This window comes from Syntrophobacter fumaroxidans MPOB (assembly GCF_000014965.1).
In the GTDB taxonomy this organism is placed as follows: domain Bacteria; phylum Desulfobacterota; class Syntrophobacteria; order Syntrophobacterales; family Syntrophobacteraceae; genus Syntrophobacter; species Syntrophobacter fumaroxidans.
The window spans coordinates 3,106,736-3,124,897 of sequence record NC_008554.1 but is presented as its reverse complement, the minus strand read 5'-3'; the positions used below and the strand labels follow the sequence as shown (position 1 = coordinate 3,124,897).

The 18,162-nt window shown below is 60.0% G+C and carries 12 protein-coding genes and 2 tRNA genes; 8 read left to right on the top strand and 6 right to left on the bottom strand.

What is annotated here, in order from left to right:
- Positions 1–23: 23 nt before the first annotated feature.
- The 4 genes from SFUM_RS13100 to SFUM_RS13085 all read right to left on the bottom strand — a co-directional run bounded on the left by SFUM_RS13100 (position 24) and on the right by SFUM_RS13085 (position 3,050).
- Entirely contained in the window at positions 24–1,034 is a 1,011-nt protein-coding gene (locus SFUM_RS13100; protein ID WP_011699379.1) for a BsuBI/PstI family type II restriction endonuclease, read from the bottom strand.
- Positions 1,013–2,506: an Eco57I restriction-modification methylase domain-containing protein gene (locus tag SFUM_RS13095; protein ID WP_011699378.1), complete on the bottom strand. Its 1,494-nt coding sequence runs from the start codon at positions 2,504–2,506 to the stop codon at positions 1,013–1,015. The genes SFUM_RS13100 and SFUM_RS13095 overlap by 22 nt, the downstream gene beginning before the upstream one ends.
- A gap of 340 nt (positions 2,507–2,846) precedes the next feature.
- A tRNA-Ser gene (locus tag SFUM_RS13090) sits at positions 2,847–2,940 on the bottom strand.
- Between the two features lie 17 nt (positions 2,941–2,957).
- Positions 2,958–3,050 (bottom strand) — tRNA-Ser (locus SFUM_RS13085).
- 631 nt (positions 3,051–3,681) lie between these two features.
- Here SFUM_RS13085 and larC point away from each other — a divergent pair.
- The 8 genes from larC to SFUM_RS13045 all read left to right on the top strand — a co-directional run bounded on the left by larC (position 3,682) and on the right by SFUM_RS13045 (position 15,796).
- Complete coding sequence (gene larC, locus SFUM_RS13080) at positions 3,682–4,848, top strand: nickel pincer cofactor biosynthesis protein LarC (protein ID WP_011699377.1); 1,167 nt, start codon at positions 3,682–3,684, stop codon at positions 4,846–4,848.
- Between the two features lie 193 nt (positions 4,849–5,041).
- A complete protein-coding gene (locus tag SFUM_RS13075; RefSeq protein ID WP_011699376.1) occupies positions 5,042–6,316 on the top strand; it encodes a CinA family nicotinamide mononucleotide deamidase-related protein in 1,275 nt (424 codons plus the stop codon).
- The gene (thpR, locus tag SFUM_RS13070) at positions 6,291–6,863 is read left to right on the top strand and encodes an RNA 2',3'-cyclic phosphodiesterase (RefSeq protein WP_011699375.1); all 573 of its coding nucleotides are present in this window, start codon (positions 6,291–6,293) and stop codon (positions 6,861–6,863) included. The genes SFUM_RS13075 and thpR overlap by 26 nt, the downstream gene beginning before the upstream one ends.
- A gap of 181 nt (positions 6,864–7,044) precedes the next feature.
- Complete coding sequence (gene recA, locus SFUM_RS13065) at positions 7,045–8,076, top strand: recombinase RecA (protein ID WP_011699374.1); 1,032 nt, start codon at positions 7,045–7,047, stop codon at positions 8,074–8,076.
- Between the two features lie 135 nt (positions 8,077–8,211).
- Complete coding sequence (gene alaS, locus SFUM_RS13060) at positions 8,212–10,869, top strand: alanine--tRNA ligase (protein WP_011699373.1); 2,658 nt, start codon at positions 8,212–8,214, stop codon at positions 10,867–10,869.
- Positions 10,870–11,663: 794 nt separating this feature from the next.
- Positions 11,664–12,650 carry a GTPase gene (locus tag SFUM_RS13055; RefSeq protein ID WP_011699372.1) on the top strand — a complete coding sequence of 329 codons (987 nt, stop codon included), beginning with the start codon at positions 11,664–11,666 and terminating at the stop codon, positions 12,648–12,650.
- Positions 12,651–12,929: 279 nt separating this feature from the next.
- Positions 12,930–14,231 carry a sigma-70 family RNA polymerase sigma factor gene (locus SFUM_RS13050; RefSeq protein WP_011699371.1) on the top strand — a complete coding sequence of 434 codons (1,302 nt, stop codon included), beginning with the start codon at positions 12,930–12,932 and terminating at the stop codon, positions 14,229–14,231.
- Between the two features lie 146 nt (positions 14,232–14,377).
- Positions 14,378–15,796 carry a CDP-archaeol synthase gene (locus SFUM_RS13045; RefSeq protein ID WP_041440501.1) on the top strand — a complete coding sequence of 473 codons (1,419 nt, stop codon included), beginning with the start codon at positions 14,378–14,380 and terminating at the stop codon, positions 15,794–15,796.
- On the opposite strand, the gene SFUM_RS13040 is transcribed toward SFUM_RS13045, so the two are convergent.
- Together SFUM_RS13040 and SFUM_RS13035 are read right to left on the bottom strand one after the other, a co-directional pair.
- On the bottom strand, positions 15,784–16,797 hold the full coding sequence (locus tag SFUM_RS13040; RefSeq protein WP_011699369.1) for a glycoside hydrolase family 3 N-terminal domain-containing protein: 1,014 nt from the start codon (positions 16,795–16,797) through the stop codon (positions 15,784–15,786). The two genes, SFUM_RS13045 and SFUM_RS13040, sit on opposite strands and share 13 nt — an antisense overlap.
- Before the next feature lie 187 nt (positions 16,798–16,984).
- Positions 16,985–18,142, bottom strand: a complete 1,158-nt coding sequence (locus SFUM_RS13035; RefSeq protein ID WP_011699368.1) for an ABC transporter permease — start codon at positions 18,140–18,142, stop codon at positions 16,985–16,987.
- Positions 18,143–18,162: the final 20 nt, after the last annotated feature.

Below are 18,162 nucleotides of genomic sequence, written 5' to 3'. Positions count from 1 at the left end.
TCAAGCGACAATGCAAGTTATTTTCAATTGGTTTTGTACTCTGGGAGAAGATGACCTTTGTCCGCCAGTTTGGGTTTTTCCCCGAGCTTACCATCATAGGGCCCCAGGAAGCGAGGTCCATTGAAATGGATCAGATGAGACGGCGCATCCGCGATCCAGACCTCCGTTTCCCACGCGATTTCAGAAAGGTAGCGCTGCATGACCGCGCGGGAAGGAAATGCCGTCACGTACACTAACCCGGCGGACGAGTCTGCAAACAGCACTGCCAATTCGGTGTGGCGCTTGCTGTCAACCGGACCATGGCTGGTGACGGATTCAACGAGCAGAAGCCAATGCTTTTCGGGGTAGAACAGAACCACATCAGGCATCTTCCCATGCGAATCGATTGTGACGCCCAAATCAGCCAGGAGCTTTTCATCAAAATAACCCCATTTTTCACCGGTGTCTCCAACATAGACCAATCTACAACCGGGGGCGTGGCGCGGGGCAAAACTCTCAATAATCGCCTTGATGAGCTCGCTATGTTCACCTGGGCTGATCCTGATCTTCTGATCGACTGCGACACGTACCGATATCAGCTTTTGGACGCGCTCGTTTGCGTAGCGTTGCGCGAGGGTCTTCCTGATCGCAAGAAAGCGCTTCAAAAAGGCCCGCCATTTGTTCGTGCCATAGGTTTTCAACAGGGCGAGCGCTTCGGGTGATATCTGATAGACGGCTTTGGGACTGTTGACCGGTCTGTCTGGTCTGTCGGGATTGTAGCACGCTACTCCTGCCTGTAGAAACTGATGGATCGTCTGACGTCGAAAAGTTTCACGCGTGTTCGGTGCGTATTCCCTGCCATAGTATTTGCCACTGAACTTCATCATGGGCGTGATACCGATAAGTGGATTTTCCGAATGCGCCCAAGCCTTGCCAGGAATCAAATTAAGCAATGCCAACAAGCAAAGCGCTGAACGTTCATTCTGTTGTGCTCGGGGAAGTCCGAGAGCAGCGAGGATCTCCAGTGCGCTTTCTATATTGTCTTTTTTCCGCATGCCAAACTTTCTATTTTTTTGTCAATTCCGTCTTGCGTCAAGAGGCCTTGAGCCTTGGCCCAAAGGCCGAGACGGGTCAATACTTCGCGGCTCGGATATTTGAGCAACCTCAAATCGGTCGCATTCACTTGCGTATGGCCGCTGAACCGTCGAAATTGCTCATCAATCTGAGTGGAATTGAGAAACACCGACAAACCCCGAGCTAAATCCTCCGGAAGGCCCTGTCTTCCCCGGTGAAAAACGTTCAAGTGATTTTCCAAACCGAGCACGGGGCTATCGAAGGCATCAGGATAAACAACGCTAGCCACAATGCGACGCTTCTCTTCCTTGGATGAAAACCGTTTAACTACGACGTAACAGCCGTTAGGATACAGCCATCTTTCAGTCTCGGGGTTTCGAAGAATAGCGTTGGGTTTCTTCGCTCCCGATTTCGGCCAGTCAACGACATATCCCGAGAAATGACAAGGATACAGGAGGGGCACTGTGCCTTTTTCAGGCATTTTTCGGAGATGAGCTCTTAACCTGAAATCCACAACCGGCCCCGTGGAGACCTCAAGGCCAGTATCGGCCAGTGAACAACTGATAAGCGGTGAACACTCGATTTGGTTCTGCTCGGGGGATGTCGGAATGTGAATGAAGTGCTCGGGATCGTCCTGAAAAACAATCCGGCCAAACGGATAGTCATGACTGCGGATATCGAAGAAACGATCATCGGTCGACGTAGTGACGGTTACGATGCCTTGCCTGGCATCGCGCTCAAGCAAAATGATGATGTTCTCCTGCAAAACATCGTCATCTTTGAAGGCGCGATCACGAGCGTCGAACAAGTGAATATGCTTGATAGCCGTCCTGGCTAGAATGAGCTCCCGGAAGGGCCGATAGTAGGGGCCGTTGCAGAAGCTCCGGGGAATGATCGCAACGATCTGACCGCCCGGCTGCATTAGTCTCACGGCAAGAGCCACAAACGCGGAATAGAGATTGACCGTTTCAATGCCCACCTGCCGCAGCAATGAGCGGTGACGGGAAGCACTGTTGATCTTTTTGTATGGCGGATTCAGGATAGCGTGAGTAAAACACGGGCCTCCATTCAAGATCATCTGTACGGCCTCTTCAATGAAATCCCCCGCAACGACGGATGCATCCAGAGTAAATTCGCCATGATAGTTCGCAAGTGTCCGGGACAAGTGATTCCGCAACCTTGCGTCTATTTCAAAAGCCGTGACCTCGACTCGGCGAAAGGCAAAGCCTCCGCGGACAACACGATCAAGAAAAGCCCCCGATAATGAACCTACACCTGCGCCGGCATCCAAGACCCTCCCTGTGCTCAGGGTTGAAGAAGAAAACAACGAGGCCATAAAACGGGCGACCGTCGCGGGCGTCATGAATTGGCCCAGATCGGATTTGTGCTCTTGACTTATATGCCGCCCGACCTCTTTGCGGACACTATCGGCGTGTTCGAGCAACTTCAGCATATTGCCCCCAGGACTCCTTCCATCCCGATGCCACGATTTCAACCTTCTAATTCAAGACTATTTGATCGATCATTCTTTTTCAATCGATTTTCTGCTCGATGAAGGCAATGGAAAACCTACGAATGCCGGGGATCTTCCTGCCCAAACTCTTCCTTCGTGTTCTGATTTAACCGGTCCCCTCGCCTTCACTATCAGGAGTGATCCCGTCTGTTCTTCATCGAACCGGCCCACCGGACCGATTTTGCCCTGTAAATCTCAAAATTGGTCCCCAAATTGCTCCCCGATGAAGGCAAAAAAGCCCGGAATCAGGCATCCCTGATCCGGGCTCGATTATTTCTGATGGCGGAGAGAGAGGGATTCGAACCCTCGGTACACCTTTACAGCGTACACTCGCTTAGCAGGCGAGCGCCTTCAGCCGACTCGGCCATCTCTCCGTTACGATCCTCGGGGTTGGCGGAGGGAGTAGGATTCGAACCCACGGTCCCGCTGCTAACGGAACAACGGTTTTCAAGACCGCCGCCTTAAACCGCTCGGCCATCCCTCCGGACAGTCTTTACTGCGAACAGAGTCCGTAAAATTAGCATCGGCGCCGCCATGTGTCAAGCGGAACCGTGGCGACAGCGGAACCATGGCGGAACCGTGCCGCGCGGGTCGGGGCGGCAACATCGGAGGCAACGCGCCGAACAATCGACGCGCGCCTGTGTCCACGTGGAATTCACATGCGTGCCATCCGCCTGGCTCCTCATAGCGGTCTCACACCCCTTTCCGTATGGAATTCGCGCGTCATGGCGACGCCCGACTTCAAAAAGAACCCGCGGACTCGTCTCCATGTGGAATTCGCCCCGCTCGGCGGTGAAGCGTCCGGCTCATGAATGATCGGGCGCCACGGGCTCTCGCTCAACCGTCGATTGACCTTTCGAGTCCTTTCACAGTAAAAGAATATTCTTTGGACGCTCCAGTGGATGGGAGTACTCTGCCCTGCGGGCGCTCGAACTGTTCCATGACGTCACCGCCTTGACGGCGCGGTTCTTTCACGCCGGGAATGGGGGTTCGATTCCGGGTTGGGGCTTCATGGGGTGGCGGCGAGGGGATGCACCGCCTTGGTTCGACGGGCCCGCGGGCGGCGATGCGGTCCTGAGGCTGGACGGATCGGGTGTCGGGAGAAGAGCTCGGATATGAAGACCGCCTATTTCGACTGTTTTTCGGGAATCAGCGGGGACATGGTGCTGGGCGCGCTGCTGGACCTCGGGCTTCCGTTGGACGTGCTCTCCGGAGAGCTGAAGAAGATCGCCGTGAGCGGGTACGTCCTCTCGGCGGAACGGGAGCGTCGCGGCTCCATTGCGGGCACTCGGGTGCGCATCGACATCGAAGACCAGCCCGCCCGGTCCTACCGGGAGATCGCGCGCCTCATCGGCGAAAGCGCCCTGGAGAGCCCCGTCAAGGAAAAAAGCCTCGCCGTTTTCGAAAAGCTGGCCCTGGCGGAAGCCAGGGTCCACCAGGTGCCCCCGGGGGATGTGCATTTCCACGAGGTCGGGGCGCTCGATTCCATCCTGGACATCGTGGGGGCCGCCATCGGATTGCATCACCTGGGGATCGAGCGGCTGTGCGCCTCGCGGGTCCCGCTCGGCGGAGGCTTCGTGGAAACGCGTCACGGGCTTCTGCCGCTGCCCGCGCCGGCGACGGTCCTGCTCCTGGAAGGCGTTCCCGTCTACGACAACGGCATTCAAAGGGAGCTGACGACTCCCACCGGCGCCGCGATCCTGGCGGCCCTGGCGGAGTCCTTCGGGCCGGTTCCGGACATGGTGGTCCGCTCCACCGGCTACGGGGTCGGGACGCACCCTTGCGCCGACCCTCCCAACCTGCTGCGGGTCCTCGTGGGAGAGGCCTCCCCGGGCCTCCTCAGGCGGCGCCTCCTGCTCATCGAAACCAGTATCGACGACATGAACCCGGAATTTTACGGTCATGTCATGGAGCGGCTTTTCGACGCCGGGGCGCTCGACGTGAACCTTGTCCCCGCGCAGATGAAAAAGAACCGTCCGGCGGTGATCCTGCGCGTGCTTCTCGAACCCGCATTGCAGGCGGCGGTCACCGAAATTGTCTTCAGGGAGACGACCTCGCTCGGCGTGCGGATCCAGGAAGTGGATCGTGTGGAGCTTCCTCGGGAAATCGGCGAGGTCGATACCCCGTATGGCCGCTGCCGCGTCAAGTGGGTCCGCACCCCCTGGGGGGAACGGCGGGCGACGCCCGAGTACGAGGACTGCAAGCGGATCGCCCTGGAGCAGGGAGTTCCCATCCGTAGAATTTACGAGGAAGTCCTGGCCGCGGCCGGCCGAGGACAATAGGACCGTCGGCTCCGGCGAAGCCGGCTGCGACGCCTGCTCCCGGAGCGACCCGGATCCCGGACGGGCGCACCGCAACTCCCTGCGGGAGCACCGGCACTGCGGGCGGGGAACGGGGAATCAACCGGTCCGAAATGACGAGCGCGGGCGCTCATTGCGTTCCGCGCGCATGAAATCAACCCGGCGGGAATATCTCATGGATGAACGACCACCTGAAATCAGCGGTTCGCTGCTCACCATCGGAGACGAAATTCTCCTGGGCGACATCCTCAACGGCAACGCGCGTCACATCGCCCTGGAGTTGCGCAACCGGGGCTTTCGCCTCGATCGCATGATCACCGTGGGGGACCGGGAGGAGGATATCGTCTCCAGCCTGGTCCTGTGTCTTGCCGATGCCCGATTTATCATCGTCACGGGCGGCCTGGGGCCCACGGACGACGACCGGACCAACGCGGCAGTGTCCAGGGCGTTCGATCGTCCCCTGGTCGCCGACGAGGCTTACGTCGGGCGGCTCAAAGAGCGGCTGGCCGAACGCGGGCAGGCTTGGTCGAACGAAGTGGCCAAGATGGCCGAGCTTCCGGCCGGAGCGGTCAAGATCGGCCTGGACATGGCGGGGTTCTTCATCGACCATGGGAACGTTCCCTGCTATTTCCTTCCCGGCGTTCCCGGTGAAATGAAGTTCCTGCTTGCCGAAGTCGTGATCCCGGACCTCGCTCGGCGCTTCCCGCTGCGCGGCGCCTACTTGAAAGAGGTCGTGCGGGTTCAGGGCATGGTCGAATCCGAGGTCAACCGGCGCCTGAGGGACCTGGACTGCCGGCGCATCGGGGTCGAAATCGGCTATCTCCCGCAGGGAAGCGAGAACTGGGTCACGCTTTTTGCCGTCGCCGCATCGGAGGAGGAATGCCGCACCCGGATCGAGAAGGTGCGCGAGGAAGTCGTCGCCCGCCTGGGAGAAAAGCACATCAGCGGGCGAAATGACGAATGCCTCGAGAAGGTCGTGGGGGAGAGGCTTCGCGAGCGGGGCTGGCGGATGGCCGCGGCGGAATCCTGCACCGGCGGCCTTCTTTCGACCAGGCTCACTTCCATTGCGGGGTCTTCGGATTACTTCGACCGGGCGTTCATCACGTACAGCAACCAGGCCAAGCAGGACCACCTGGGCGTCTCGGAGGAAATGCTGCGCGTCCACGGGGCGGTGAGCGAGCCGGTTGCCCTGGCCATGGCCGAGGGGGCGTGCCGCGGCGCACGCGTCGAGGTGGCCCTCGGAATCACGGGAATTGCCGGGCCCGCGGGGGGAAGCGCGGAAAAGCCGGTGGGGACCGTCTGCATCGCCTGCGTCACCCCGAAGGAAAAGCGGGTGGAGAAGCACCGGTTCGAGGGTGTGCGGGAAAGCATACGGCAAAGCGCGGCCCAGGCCGCGCTGCTGCTCCTCTGGAGGGTATTGACCGATGATTCGAACCTTCATTGCCGTTGATCTGCCGTCTCCCGTGCAGGCGGTCCTGGAGCGCTTCGAGCGGGAACTGCGCAAGGCCGATGCCACCGTGGCATGGATCAGGCCCGATCGCATCCACCTCACCTTGAAATTCCTGGGCAACGTTGCCCCGGAGCGGATTCCGGCGCTCCGGGAAGCGCTCGAATCCGTTTCCCGGACGGTCAGTCCGTTTCGCCTCCAGGCCGCGGGCTGCGGCGCGTTTCCCACCATCAGGCAGATGCGGGTGATCTGGGTGGGGCTTCGTGGGGACGCCGACAGGCTGGGCGATCTGAAGCAAAAAATCGAGGCGGCTACGGTGCCGCTCGGGTTCGAATCCGAAGACCGCCCGTTCAAACCTCACCTGACCCTGGGACGAGTGAAGGGACGCGGGCGTCTGTCCGTGCTCCAGGAAATTCTCATGGCAAATCAATCCTTTGAGGCGGAAGCTTTTGACGTTGCAGAAGTTGTATTGTATAAAAGTGACCTGAAACCGGACGGCGCTCAGTACACGCCGTTGTTCCGGGCCCCATTCACCGGCCGCCCCGAGTGACCAGCAATCTCTCGCGTGATCGCAGATCGTTTTTTCCCAGTGACTATGCCAGGATGGGGCAAAGTGATATATAATTGTTCGAGGCGGGTACCGGGATCCCTGCAAAGGGGTCCTGTTTGTTCTGAGGAACGTTCACCATCACGATCCGTTTCCACGCGGTCCTACGGAAGGAGACCCTGGTATGGGAGCTGTTGACGAGCGTCAGAGGGCCATCGACACGGCGGTGTCTCAAATCGAGCGCATGTGCGGCAAGGGCGCGATCATGCGGCTGGGCGAAGGCGCGCAGAACGTGGAAATTCCCGTGATATCCACCGGCTGCCTGTCACTCGACCTTGCCCTGGGAATCGGCGGGGTGGCTCGAGGCCGGATCATGGAAATTTTCGGGCCGGAATCCTCCGGCAAGACCACCCTGGCGCTTCACGTGGTCGCCGAAGCCCAGAAACTGGGCGGGCTGGCCGCGTTCATCGATGCCGAGCACGCCCTGGACGTCAACTATGCCCGCAAGCTGGGAGTCCAGGTGGAGGATCTCCTGATCAGCCAGCCCGACTACGGCGAGCAGGCCCTGGAGATCGCCGAAATCCTGGTGCGCAGCAATGCCATCGACGTCATCGTGGTGGATTCGGTGGCGGCACTCGTTCCCAAGGCGGAAATCGAAGGGGAGATGGGCGATCCCCATGTGGGGCTGCAGGCAAGGCTCATGAGCCAGGCTTTGCGCAAGCTCGTGTCCAGCATCAGCAAGTCCCGCACGTGCGTCATCTTCATCAACCAGATCCGGATGAAAATCGGGGTCATGTACGGGTCTCCGGAAACCACCACCGGCGGGAACGCGTTGAAGTTTTACGCCACCATGCGGCTGGATATCCGCCGGGTGGGCCCCATCAAGGACGGACAGGAAGTGGTCGGGAACCGCACCCGCGTTAAGGTGGTGAAGAACAAGATCGCGCCTCCCTTCCGGGAGGTCGAGTTCGACGTGGTGTACGGGCGCGGGATTTCCAGGGAAGGGGATATTCTCGACCTTGCCGTCGAATCCGGGGCCATTGAAAAGTCGGGCACCTGGTATTCCTACAGCGGGGAGAGGCTCGGGCAGGGCCGCGAGAACGCCAAGAATTTCCTCAGGGAGCACCCCGACCTGCTGGGTGAGCTGGAACGGAAGCTGCGCGAGGCCCACAATTTGAGGTTTTCACCCGGCCCGGTGACCGGGGCGGGGGAGTAAAGGGGAACGTACCCGCGGGAAAGCGGTCCGCGCCGCTTTTCCCGCTCATTTGCGCGGTCCCGGGCGGACTGCCGTTTGACGGGCTCTTGTTCCGGACTGTCGATTGACCGTTGATCCATTCAGGAGATTTCATCGATGAAAGCCAGCGAAATCCGCAAGGCGTTTTTGGATTTTTTCGCTCAACGAGGACATTCCGTCGTCAAGAGCTCGTCCGTGATTCCCCATGACGACCCCAGCCTGCTGTTCACCAACGCGGGCATGGTCCAGTTCAAGCGCACCTTTCTCGGAGAGGAGAAGCGTCCCTACAACCGGGCCGCCACCAGCCAGAAGTGCATGCGCGCGGGCGGCAAGCACAACGACCTGGAAAACGTCGGCCGCACCGCGAGGCATCACACGTTCTTCGAGATGCTGGGGAATTTTTCCTTCGGAGATTATTTCAAGGAGGATGCCGTCGAGTACGCCTGGCGGTTTCTGACCGAAGACATGGGCCTGCCCAGGGAAAAGCTGTACGCCACCATCCATGAGGGGGATTCGGAGATGCGTCTCGGGCCCGACGAGGAAGCCCGTGGGTTCTGGGCGCGTTATTTGCCAGCCGACCGCATCCTCACCTTCCCGACCAAGGACAATTTCTGGTCCATGGGGGATACCGGCCCCTGCGGCCCGTGTTCGGAGATACTCATCGACCAGGGGGCGCACGTTGGCTGCGGAAAACCGGACTGCAGACCGGGGTGTGACTGCGACCGGTTCCTGGAACTCTGGAACCTGGTCTTCATGCAGTTCAACCGCAAGGAAGACGGCACGATGGAACCGCTGCCCAAGCCCAGCATCGATACGGGGATGGGACTGGAGCGGGTCGCCGCGGTCATCCAGAAGGTGCCCTCGAACTACGACACCGACCTGTTCGCGCCCATGAGGGCGAAGATCGCCGAGTTGAGCGGGTACCGCTACGGGACCGATCCGGAAAAGGACGTTTCGGTAAAGGTCATCGCGGACCACGGCAGGGCGGCGGCATTCCTTATCGGCGACGGCGCGCTGCCGAGCAACGAGGGGCGTGGCTACGTCCTGCGCAGGGTGCTGCGCCGGGCTTTGCGTCACGGGCGTTTCCTGGGCCTGGACAGGCCGTTTCTCAGCGAGGTCGCGGTGGCCGTGATGGAGTCCATGCAGGATGCCTACCCGGAACTGCTCGAGAGCAGGAATTTCATCACGCGGGTGATCCTCAACGAGGAAGAGCGGTTCAACGAAACCCTGGACAACGGGCTGCGGCTCCTCCAGAACGAAATCCGCAGGCTCCGGGACGAGGGCGCCGGCACGATCCCCGGGGCGCTCATCTTCAAGCTCTACGACACCTACGGGTTCCCCATCGACATCATCACGGACATGGCCCGGGACCTCGATTTCAAGGTGGATGAGGCGGGCTTCGCGGACCTGATGGAAAAGCAGAAGGAACAATCGCGGATGCACTGGAAGGGGAGCGGCGAACGGGAAGTGTCCGAAGCCTACCGGCAACTGTCCGCCGAAGGCGTATCGACGCGCTTTGTCGGATACGACACCCTTTCCGCTCAATCCACGATCGCGGCGCTGGTCCGCGACGGGCAGGCCGTTGAGGAGGCGCCGGCGGGGACGGACGTCGAGGTCGTCACTTCGGAGACTCCCTTCTACGGAGCCGCGGGCGGGCAGGTCGGCGACCAGGGCGTGATCGTCGGTCCCTCGAGCAGGGTGATCGTGTCCGATACGCTGAAGCTTCCCGGGGATCTCATCGTTCACGTCGGGAAGGTCGAAAGCGGCAGGCTGCGCGTGGGGGAAACGGTGCGGCTCGAGGTGGACCAGGCGTTGCGCGGCGATACCGCGCTGCACCATACGGCCACTCACCTGCTTCACTCGGTCCTGCGCCGGGTGCTCGGAGACCATGTGAAGCAGGCCGGGTCCATGGTGGCCCCGGACCGGCTGCGGTTCGATTTCACCCATTTCGCCGCGATATCGCGCGATGAGCTGGCCGAGATCGAACGGCTCGTCAACGAGCAGATCCGCGTGAACCGGGACCTGCAAGTCCGGGAGATGAATCTCGACGAAGCCCTCAAGACCGGCGCCATGGCCCTTTTCGAGGAAAAATACGGAGACCGGGTCAGGATGGTGGAAATCCCCGGTTTCAGCCGCGAGCTCTGCGGGGGGACCCACACGCACCGGACGGGAGACATCGGCCTGTTCGTCGTCACCCAGGAGATGAGCATCGCCTCGGGGGTCCGCCGCATCGAGGCGCTTGCCGGGCGCCGCGCGTTGGACTACCTGGGCAGGCAGCAAAGCGTCCTCCACCAGGCTGCCGGGTTGCTCAAGGCCGGTCCCTTCGAGGTGGCGGAGCGCGTCGAGAAGCTTCTTGCGAACCAGAAGCAGATGGAAAAAGAGCTGGAAGCCCTGAAGAGCTCCTTGACCAGCAAACGTTCGGCCGACCTGCTCGAGCAGGCTGAAGAGGTGGGCGGGGTCAAGGTGCTGGTGATGCGGGTCGAGGCGGACGATCCGAAGGCCCTGCGGGAAATGAACGATCGATTCAAGGAACGGCTGTCGAGCGGGGTCACCGTCCTGGGGGCGCACCAGGGCGACAAGGCCTTCCTGCTGGTGGGAGTGACGCCTGACCTGACGTCCCGGGTTCATGCCGGGAACCTGATCAAGGAAATCGTCAAGACGATCGGAGGCAGCGGCGGCGGGCGCCCGGACATGGCCCAGGCCGGCGGGAACCGGCCCGAGAAATTGCAGGATGCTCTCGATCTGGCCAGGAAGCTGCTCCGGGAAAGGCTCTGATGCGGGACTCCAGCCCCGCTCCGGTACAGCTTGGCGTGGCGGGCGGGCGCCGTTTCACGCTCATTTGAAGACGACTCCGCGCCGCCCCGACCGGCGGCATTTGAAAGCGGCTCCGCCCCCGGCGTGGCGGGGGCTCAACATATTTTCCCGTGCGACGGTCCGCGCGAAAGAGAAGCGAAGCGGCACGATCGGGGGCTTGCGTGGGCGGCTTTCCGCATGGAGGGCGCTCCTCGGGTGAGCCGGCAGGAAGGGGGGAGCTTCGCGCCGGCAGCGACCATGCGGCCGAACGTCAGAGCCGGTCCACGCGACAGTCGGCGAGCTCTCTCTCGGCTTCGTCGATAAGCTCGTCTTTGAGGTCCGCCAGGCGATAACGGGCGCCGCAACCCCGGCAGCGCCAGAAAACTTGCTTTCAGGCGCGAATCAACTCCAATTCCTGGTTACAGGCAGAACATTTCAAAAGACTTCCTCCTCGATGATTTTCGGAATTTCCCCGGCGGATCGGCAAAACAACTCATTTATAATGGGTTTCCGGGGAACAGGCAACCGGCAAGACCAAGGCGCGTCAAAGATGTCACAACCCCTGCCCCGCGGGCTGCGACGCGGGTGGGGATAAACCTGCCCCTGCGGACCAATATGCCCGTCAGACGTATAAGGGGAGGGCTTTATGCCCTCCCGCCCAATGCACTCAACTTGAACGCATTTATCCATGAGGCTGCGCTTCACCCGCGAAGCCTGAAAACAGGATCACTCGGGAATCTATTGTCCAGGCAAAATTGTATGAATGGAGTTGGTGCATGCCCGCGAATCTGCCCCCTCCCTACTTTGAAGCCGAGAAACGCTACCGCGAGGCCAGGACTGCGGAGGAAAAGATCGAAGCCCTGGAAGAGATGCTCACGATCATGCCCAAGCACAAGGGAACCGACAAGCTGCGGGCGGATCTGAGGCGGCGCATCGCCAAAACGAAGACGGAAGCTCAACAAAAGAAAGGATCGTCGAAACGGGATGCGTCCTACTCCATCGAGCGGGAAGGCGCCGCACAGGTCGTGCTCGCGGGCGCGCCCAACACGGGCAAGTCTTCGCTCCTGGGGGCCCTGAGCAATGCGAAGCCGGAGGTGGCGGACTTTCCTCATTCCACGTGGAAACCCACACCGGGCATGGTTCCGTATGAGAACATCCAATTTCAGATGGTCGACACTCCGCCCATCACCCGGGAATACATGGACCCCTGGATGGCCGATCTCCTGCGCCGCGCGGATATCCTGGCAATATTGCTGGACCTCCACGCCGATCCCTTGCAGCAACTTGAGGACACGCTCGCCGTTTTCCGGGGTCTGAGAATCTACCCGAAAGGGGAAGCCATACCGGCAGACCTGAAAAAAAGTCCCTTCGTCAAGAAATGCCTGCTGGTTCTTAACAAGATGGATGACGACAAAGGCGAAGCGGACTACACGGCCTTTCTGGAGCTCTCAGAAACCCGCCTTCCCTGCGTGGGAGTGTCTGTCCTGGCCGGGCGCAATTTCCACGTTCTGTTGAAAGAACTTTATAGCATTTCCGAAATCATTCGTGTATATACCAAGGTTCCCGGAAAGGAGCCCGACTTCACGGCTCCTTTTGTGCTTCCCGAACGCAGTCCTCTCGAGGAACTGGCGGAGAAGATTCACAAGGATTTCGTGGACCAGCTGAAGTTCGCCAAGGTTTGGGGGAAAACCGTGTTTGACGGGCAGATGGTTCAGAAGGATCACATTCTGCAGGATGGAGATATCGTGGAAATGCATATTTAAGGTTGAAAACACGCTCTTTGGCACGTTGGTTGGACCTGTCCGATAATCCTGCGGTGTTGTTGAAAAAATCCCTTGATTTTCCCGCATGTAGATTTATTCTCCTTAATTGACTAACATGCTAAAGAGCCTTAAATTTTCTTAGGATGGCAATCAACGCCGGTCTTCGTGCGGGCGTGACTTGGAGTTGCAAGCGGACGAGGGAGAGGGGGCAGGAGAGGGGGATATTGTCAGATCGGCGAAGATTCACTGACTCGTCTGCTCCCGGGAGGAATTGAAAATATGAAAGTTTACGCATCTGAAAAATGCCTTCCTATCGAGTATTACTTCAAGCGGAAGGAGCTTCGAGGGGAATTTGACCTCATCGATGACCAGGTGCTGGACGAGAGGCTCAAGAGGGCGAACCTCGGCCTCGAGGAAGACAGGGATATGGAGGGACCGGAAGCGGAGGATATCCTTGAGGCCGCAGCCGAACGGGAGGAAGAGGACGAGGATCTCCTCCCGGAAGGTGTGACGGCGGCGGGCGAGGATTTCGAGGAAGATCACGTCACGTGCTATCTGAAGGAAGTTTCCAGCTACCCGCTGCTGACTCAGGAGAGGGAAACCGAGCTTGCCCAGGTGATCAGGGAAGGCCAGGAAGAGTTGGTGCGGATGGTGTGCGAGTGTTCCACCGAGGACAGGCTGGCCGCGGATCTGCACCAGAAAGTCCAAAAACTGCTGGACAGCGAGAAGAGCTTTCCCGGGGTGCGGGACAAGATCCTGAAAGTGATCGTGCGCACTTTCGAACGCGGCACCATGGACTATCCGGGAAACGCGCGGTACCGGGAAATGCTCGTCCGAAGCAGGGCGATCATGCTGGCCATCGACAGCGCCAAGCAGGAAATGGTGAAAGCCAACCTGCGGCTTGTCTTGAGTATCGCGAAGCGCTACCGGGGCCGCGGCATGAGCTTTGACGACCTGATCCAGGAAGGAAACCTCGGGCTGTTGAAAGCGGTCGGCAGATTCGATCACACCAAGGGAAACCGCTTCAGCACCTATGCCACGTGGTGGGTCAGGCAGAGCATCATCAGGGGGATCTACGACAAGACGCGAACCATTCGCTTGCCGGTGCATTTCATTGAGTTGAAGAACCTCTTTTTCAAAGTGTTCTACGAGCTCTTGAAAGAGCTCGGAAGGGAGCCCTCGCCCCAGGAAATCGCCGAACGGGCCAAACTGCCTCTTGACAAGGTGCAGATGGTTCTCACGCTCGCCGCTCAGCCCATTTCGCTCGAAACGCCGATCGGGGAGGACGAACAGCGCTTGGGTGATTTCATCGAGGATGAGCGGGCCGCGTCGCCGATGGAGGAATGTTCGGACCGGGAGCTGGCTGAAATAACCCGTTCCCTGCTGTCCAGCCTGCAGCCTCGCGAAGAAAAGATCCTGCGGCTGCGCTTCGGCATCGACGGACAGCCGGCGGAGACCCTGGAAAAAATCGGAAAGACTTTCAAGGTGTCCAAGGAGCGCATACGACAGATCGAGAAAAAGGCGCTTCGAAAGCTCCGCAATCCGAATCGCCAGAGCTGTCTCAAGACGTTCATGGAATAGCCGGAGCCGCCTGCCGGCGGCGTTCGGCGCGATGGCAAACTCACGCCGATTCGCTTTCGGGATCACGGCATGAGGAATCGGCTGAAGGTGAGTCCTGCGCGGCGTTCAGGACGGAATATCCAGGACGCTCCCGTAATGGTTGAGATATGCTGCTGGCCGTAAAACTGCTCGTCTTGCTCTGGTCGATCAACTTTGCCCCGCCGCTGCTTGCGTTCCTGTGCGATGAAAAATGGAATCGTCCGATCGACGGGGGACGCCGCATGTGGGACGGTCGCCCGGTTTTTGGCGATCAGAAAACGATGCGGGGAGTCCTGGGCGGAGTCCTCGTCGGCGGCTTGGCCGGCTTCGGGCTGGGGTTTCCGTTGTGGCTGGGACTTGCGGCCGGTATCCTGAGCATGTCCGGAGACCTCGTTTCGAGTTTCATCAAGAGGCGCGTCGACGTGCCCTGCGGCAAGGTCGTTCCCGGCCTGGACCAGGTATTCGAGGGAGCTTTGCCGCTTTTGGCGCTGGGCCCGTATTTTTCTCTCGGCGCATGGCCGACCGTGCTCCTGCTGTGCATATTCGGATGCGGCGCCTTCGCGGGTTCCCTGGCGCTCAACGAGGTGGTCCTGCGCAAGCCCATCGACAACTACCCGCGTCCACTCCGCCCCGGCGTGCGCCTCAGGGAGATCCGGGCCTGCCAGATTCTCTCGAACCCCCTGCATCATTTCGTGAATTTTGAAGATTCGATCTACTATCACGTCTTCATGAAGACCGTATTCAAGTGCCTCGGCGTGTACGAAAAAGGCAGGAAGAACGCCTTGAAGCTGCGCGAGGAGCACGTTACGCTGGAGTTTCCCGATTTGCCCGGTGCTTTCGACGGCTACCGCATTCTCTTCCTGACCGATCTTCACCTCGACGGGCTCGAGGGGCTCACCGAGCGACTGTTGGAAATCGTGAGGCGGATACGGGCCGATCTGTGTATCGTCGGGGGAGACCTGAGGATGGAGACGCACGGGTCATTTGCCCCGGCCCTCGCCCAGGTCCGCCGTCTTCTGCCCGAAATCCGCGCGAAAGACGGCATTTACGGGATCCTGGGGAACCACGACTGCCTGGAAATCATCGAACCGCTGTCGGAATACGGCATACGATTCCTGGTGAACGATTCGGCGGTTCTCACCCGCGACGGGGAGCGGATTCACCTGGCAGGAGTCGACGACCCTCATTACTTCAAGTGCCACGACCTGGATCAGGCTTTCGAGAAGGTGCCGCCCCGGGAGTTCGCCATTCTGGCGTCCCATTCGAATGAGATTTACCGGGAGGCGGCCGCCTACGGCCCCAGGCTCTACCTTTGCGGGCATACGCACGGCGGACAGATACGCCTGCCCGTTGTCGGGGCGTTGTTCACCCACAGCAAAGCGCCGCGCCGCCTGCTTCACGGAAGGTGGTCCTACGACGGCATGGAGGGGTACACGAGCGGCGGCGTGGGGGTATCCGGCGTTCCGGTGCGTTTTGCCACCGAGGGGGAAGTGTCCGTCATCACTTTGAAGCGGAAAACACTGAAGGTCTGCCCCTACCCTCCCTGATGCTCCATCCGGTGCCGGTCGTAGAGCCACTCGATGCGTTTGGCGGATTCCCGGTGCATGGCCTCGATCCGGGAGCTTCCGGCAATGGCTGCGCAGAGCGCCCCCTGCAACTGCTCGATGTTTTCGGTTCTCTGACAGAGCAGAAAGAAATCGATCGTGGCGAGCAACCCCTGTTCGGCCATCTCCTTCCAGGAATATTTTTCGGAAACGGCGGCCATGTCCATGTCGTCGCTCAGGAGTGTGCCTCGGAACCCCAGTGTTCCGCGCAGCAGGTCGTTGTTTATCGCGGGTGAGAGGGTGGCCGGCCAGACGGAGTCGATGAAAGGGTAGAGGGCGTGAGAAGTCATCACGCAGTGGACCCCTGCCTCGATTGCCTTCCGAAAGGGAAGCAGATCCCTTTGCATGGCTTCCTGGTCCGGCCAACGGATGACGGGGGCAAAGTGGTGCGGGTCCAGTTCCGCCAGGCCAAGCCCCGGGAAGTGCTTCGCCGTGGCGGAGACTCCCGCTCCCTGGAGAGTCTTGATCCATCGGCAGCCCAGTTCCGCCACGGTCAGGGGATCGTCGCCAAGGCAGCGTCCTTCCATGAAGTGAGAATTGGCGTTGACGCGCAAGTCCAACACGGGGGCCAGGTTGATGTGAATGCCCATCCGGCGGAGGTCCATGGCCGCCTTCGAGGACCATTCCGCGACGGCTTCTATCCCCTGTTGGGCGAGATCGCACGCGGAAGGAAGCTGCGTGAAAGGAGGGACAAGCCTCTGCACCGGCCCCCCTTCCTGGTCGATGGCCACCCAGAGCGAACGGCCGAGAACCTGCCGCGCGTGGCTCTGCATCTCCTCCAACAGGCTCCTCAGCTGTTCCGGTGTTTGAATGTTCCGCCGAAAAAGCACGATCCCGCCGATTCCGAACTCATCGATGAGTGATTTGAGCTGTTCCTGGAAAGTCGTTCCCCGGAAACCCACCAGAAGGTGTATGCCCGCCTCGGCCACTTGTTTCAGAACCATTCCGATATACTCCTGTCCGACGCCCGGCAGACCCGGGCGCAAGAATACCGCAGTCCGATTCGAAAGGCGTGCCGCCCGATAGTGTCGTTAGCGTTGTAAATCATTAATGGAGGTTCATTCAAGCTCAAAACCCCAGGCGCGGTTCCTTCGAGACCCGGGGACGACGATGTTCCAAGGCCGGATGGGGTCAACCGGCATGGCTGAGCGCCTCGGCAATCCCGACCCGGATCGCCCTCCAGGCCGGCAGAGCGGCCGCCAGCAGGCCGATGCCCAGGCTGATCGAGAAGCTTGCCAGCAACGTTTCCCAGTGAATGTGGAAAATGGGAAGAAGCGTTCCCAGGTGCTCCGAAAAGACACCGGCAACAGGGAAAGCCAGCGCCATGCCGGTGATTCCGCCCAGCATGGCGATGCACACCGACTCTCCGGCGATGAGCGCGATCAGGAACCGGTTCCCGAAGCCGAGCGTCTTCAGTGTCGCGTATTCGGGCATCCGTTCCCTGGACGTCATCGCCATGGTATTGGCAAGGATGATCAGGATCACGCCGATCACCACGTAGGAAACGACCCTCACGGCGACCACGATGGCGTCCGTCATGGCCACGAATCCGAGCTGGAAAGCTTTTTCCGTTTCCGTCAAGGTCTCCGCCCACGAATTCTTGAAAAGTGCGTCGATCGCCCGGGAGACCTCGGCCGACTGCACAGGGTCCTTGACCTGAACGACGTACCATCCCACCTTCCCGCTTCTGGACGGCATGATCTTTTTCACCGTTTCGTCCAGGTAATCCCATCGAAAGAAAAACTGGGTTTCATCGATGGATTTCGTGGCTCCGGTATAAACTCCGACCAGGACGAAACGCCACTCTCCGGGATAGATGTTTCCGGTCAGAGTGATGGCGTCCCCGATCTTCCAGCGATACTTCTCGATGAGTTTGCGTCCCGCGATGCAGGCATCGCGCCGGCGCCAGAAGGCCTTCGCCTGGTCGGGCGGGAGAATCATTTCAGGAGCCAGGTCGAAGTAGTCGTTGCCGCCGATGGCCATCCTGGGGAAGAAGTGCCGCTCGTCGATGTAAACGCCGCCGAACCAGTTGCCGAAAGCGACTCGCTTGACGCCGTCCACCTGGAGTATCTTCTGTCGATAACTGAGTGGAAGAGGAAAGATGAGAGAGACCGCGTTTCGGGTTATCAGGCGGTCCGGCGCGGCGGCTGAGACTCCCGCGAACCAGGCGTTCACCACCGTCTGCAACAGGCAGAAGGCCAGTATGGCAACGGCCATGCCGAAAATGGTGAGTGCACTCCGGAGCCTCTGCCGGAGCGTATTGCGGAAGATCAGCTTGAGCAGTTCCATTGTTCAACCGAATTCAGGCC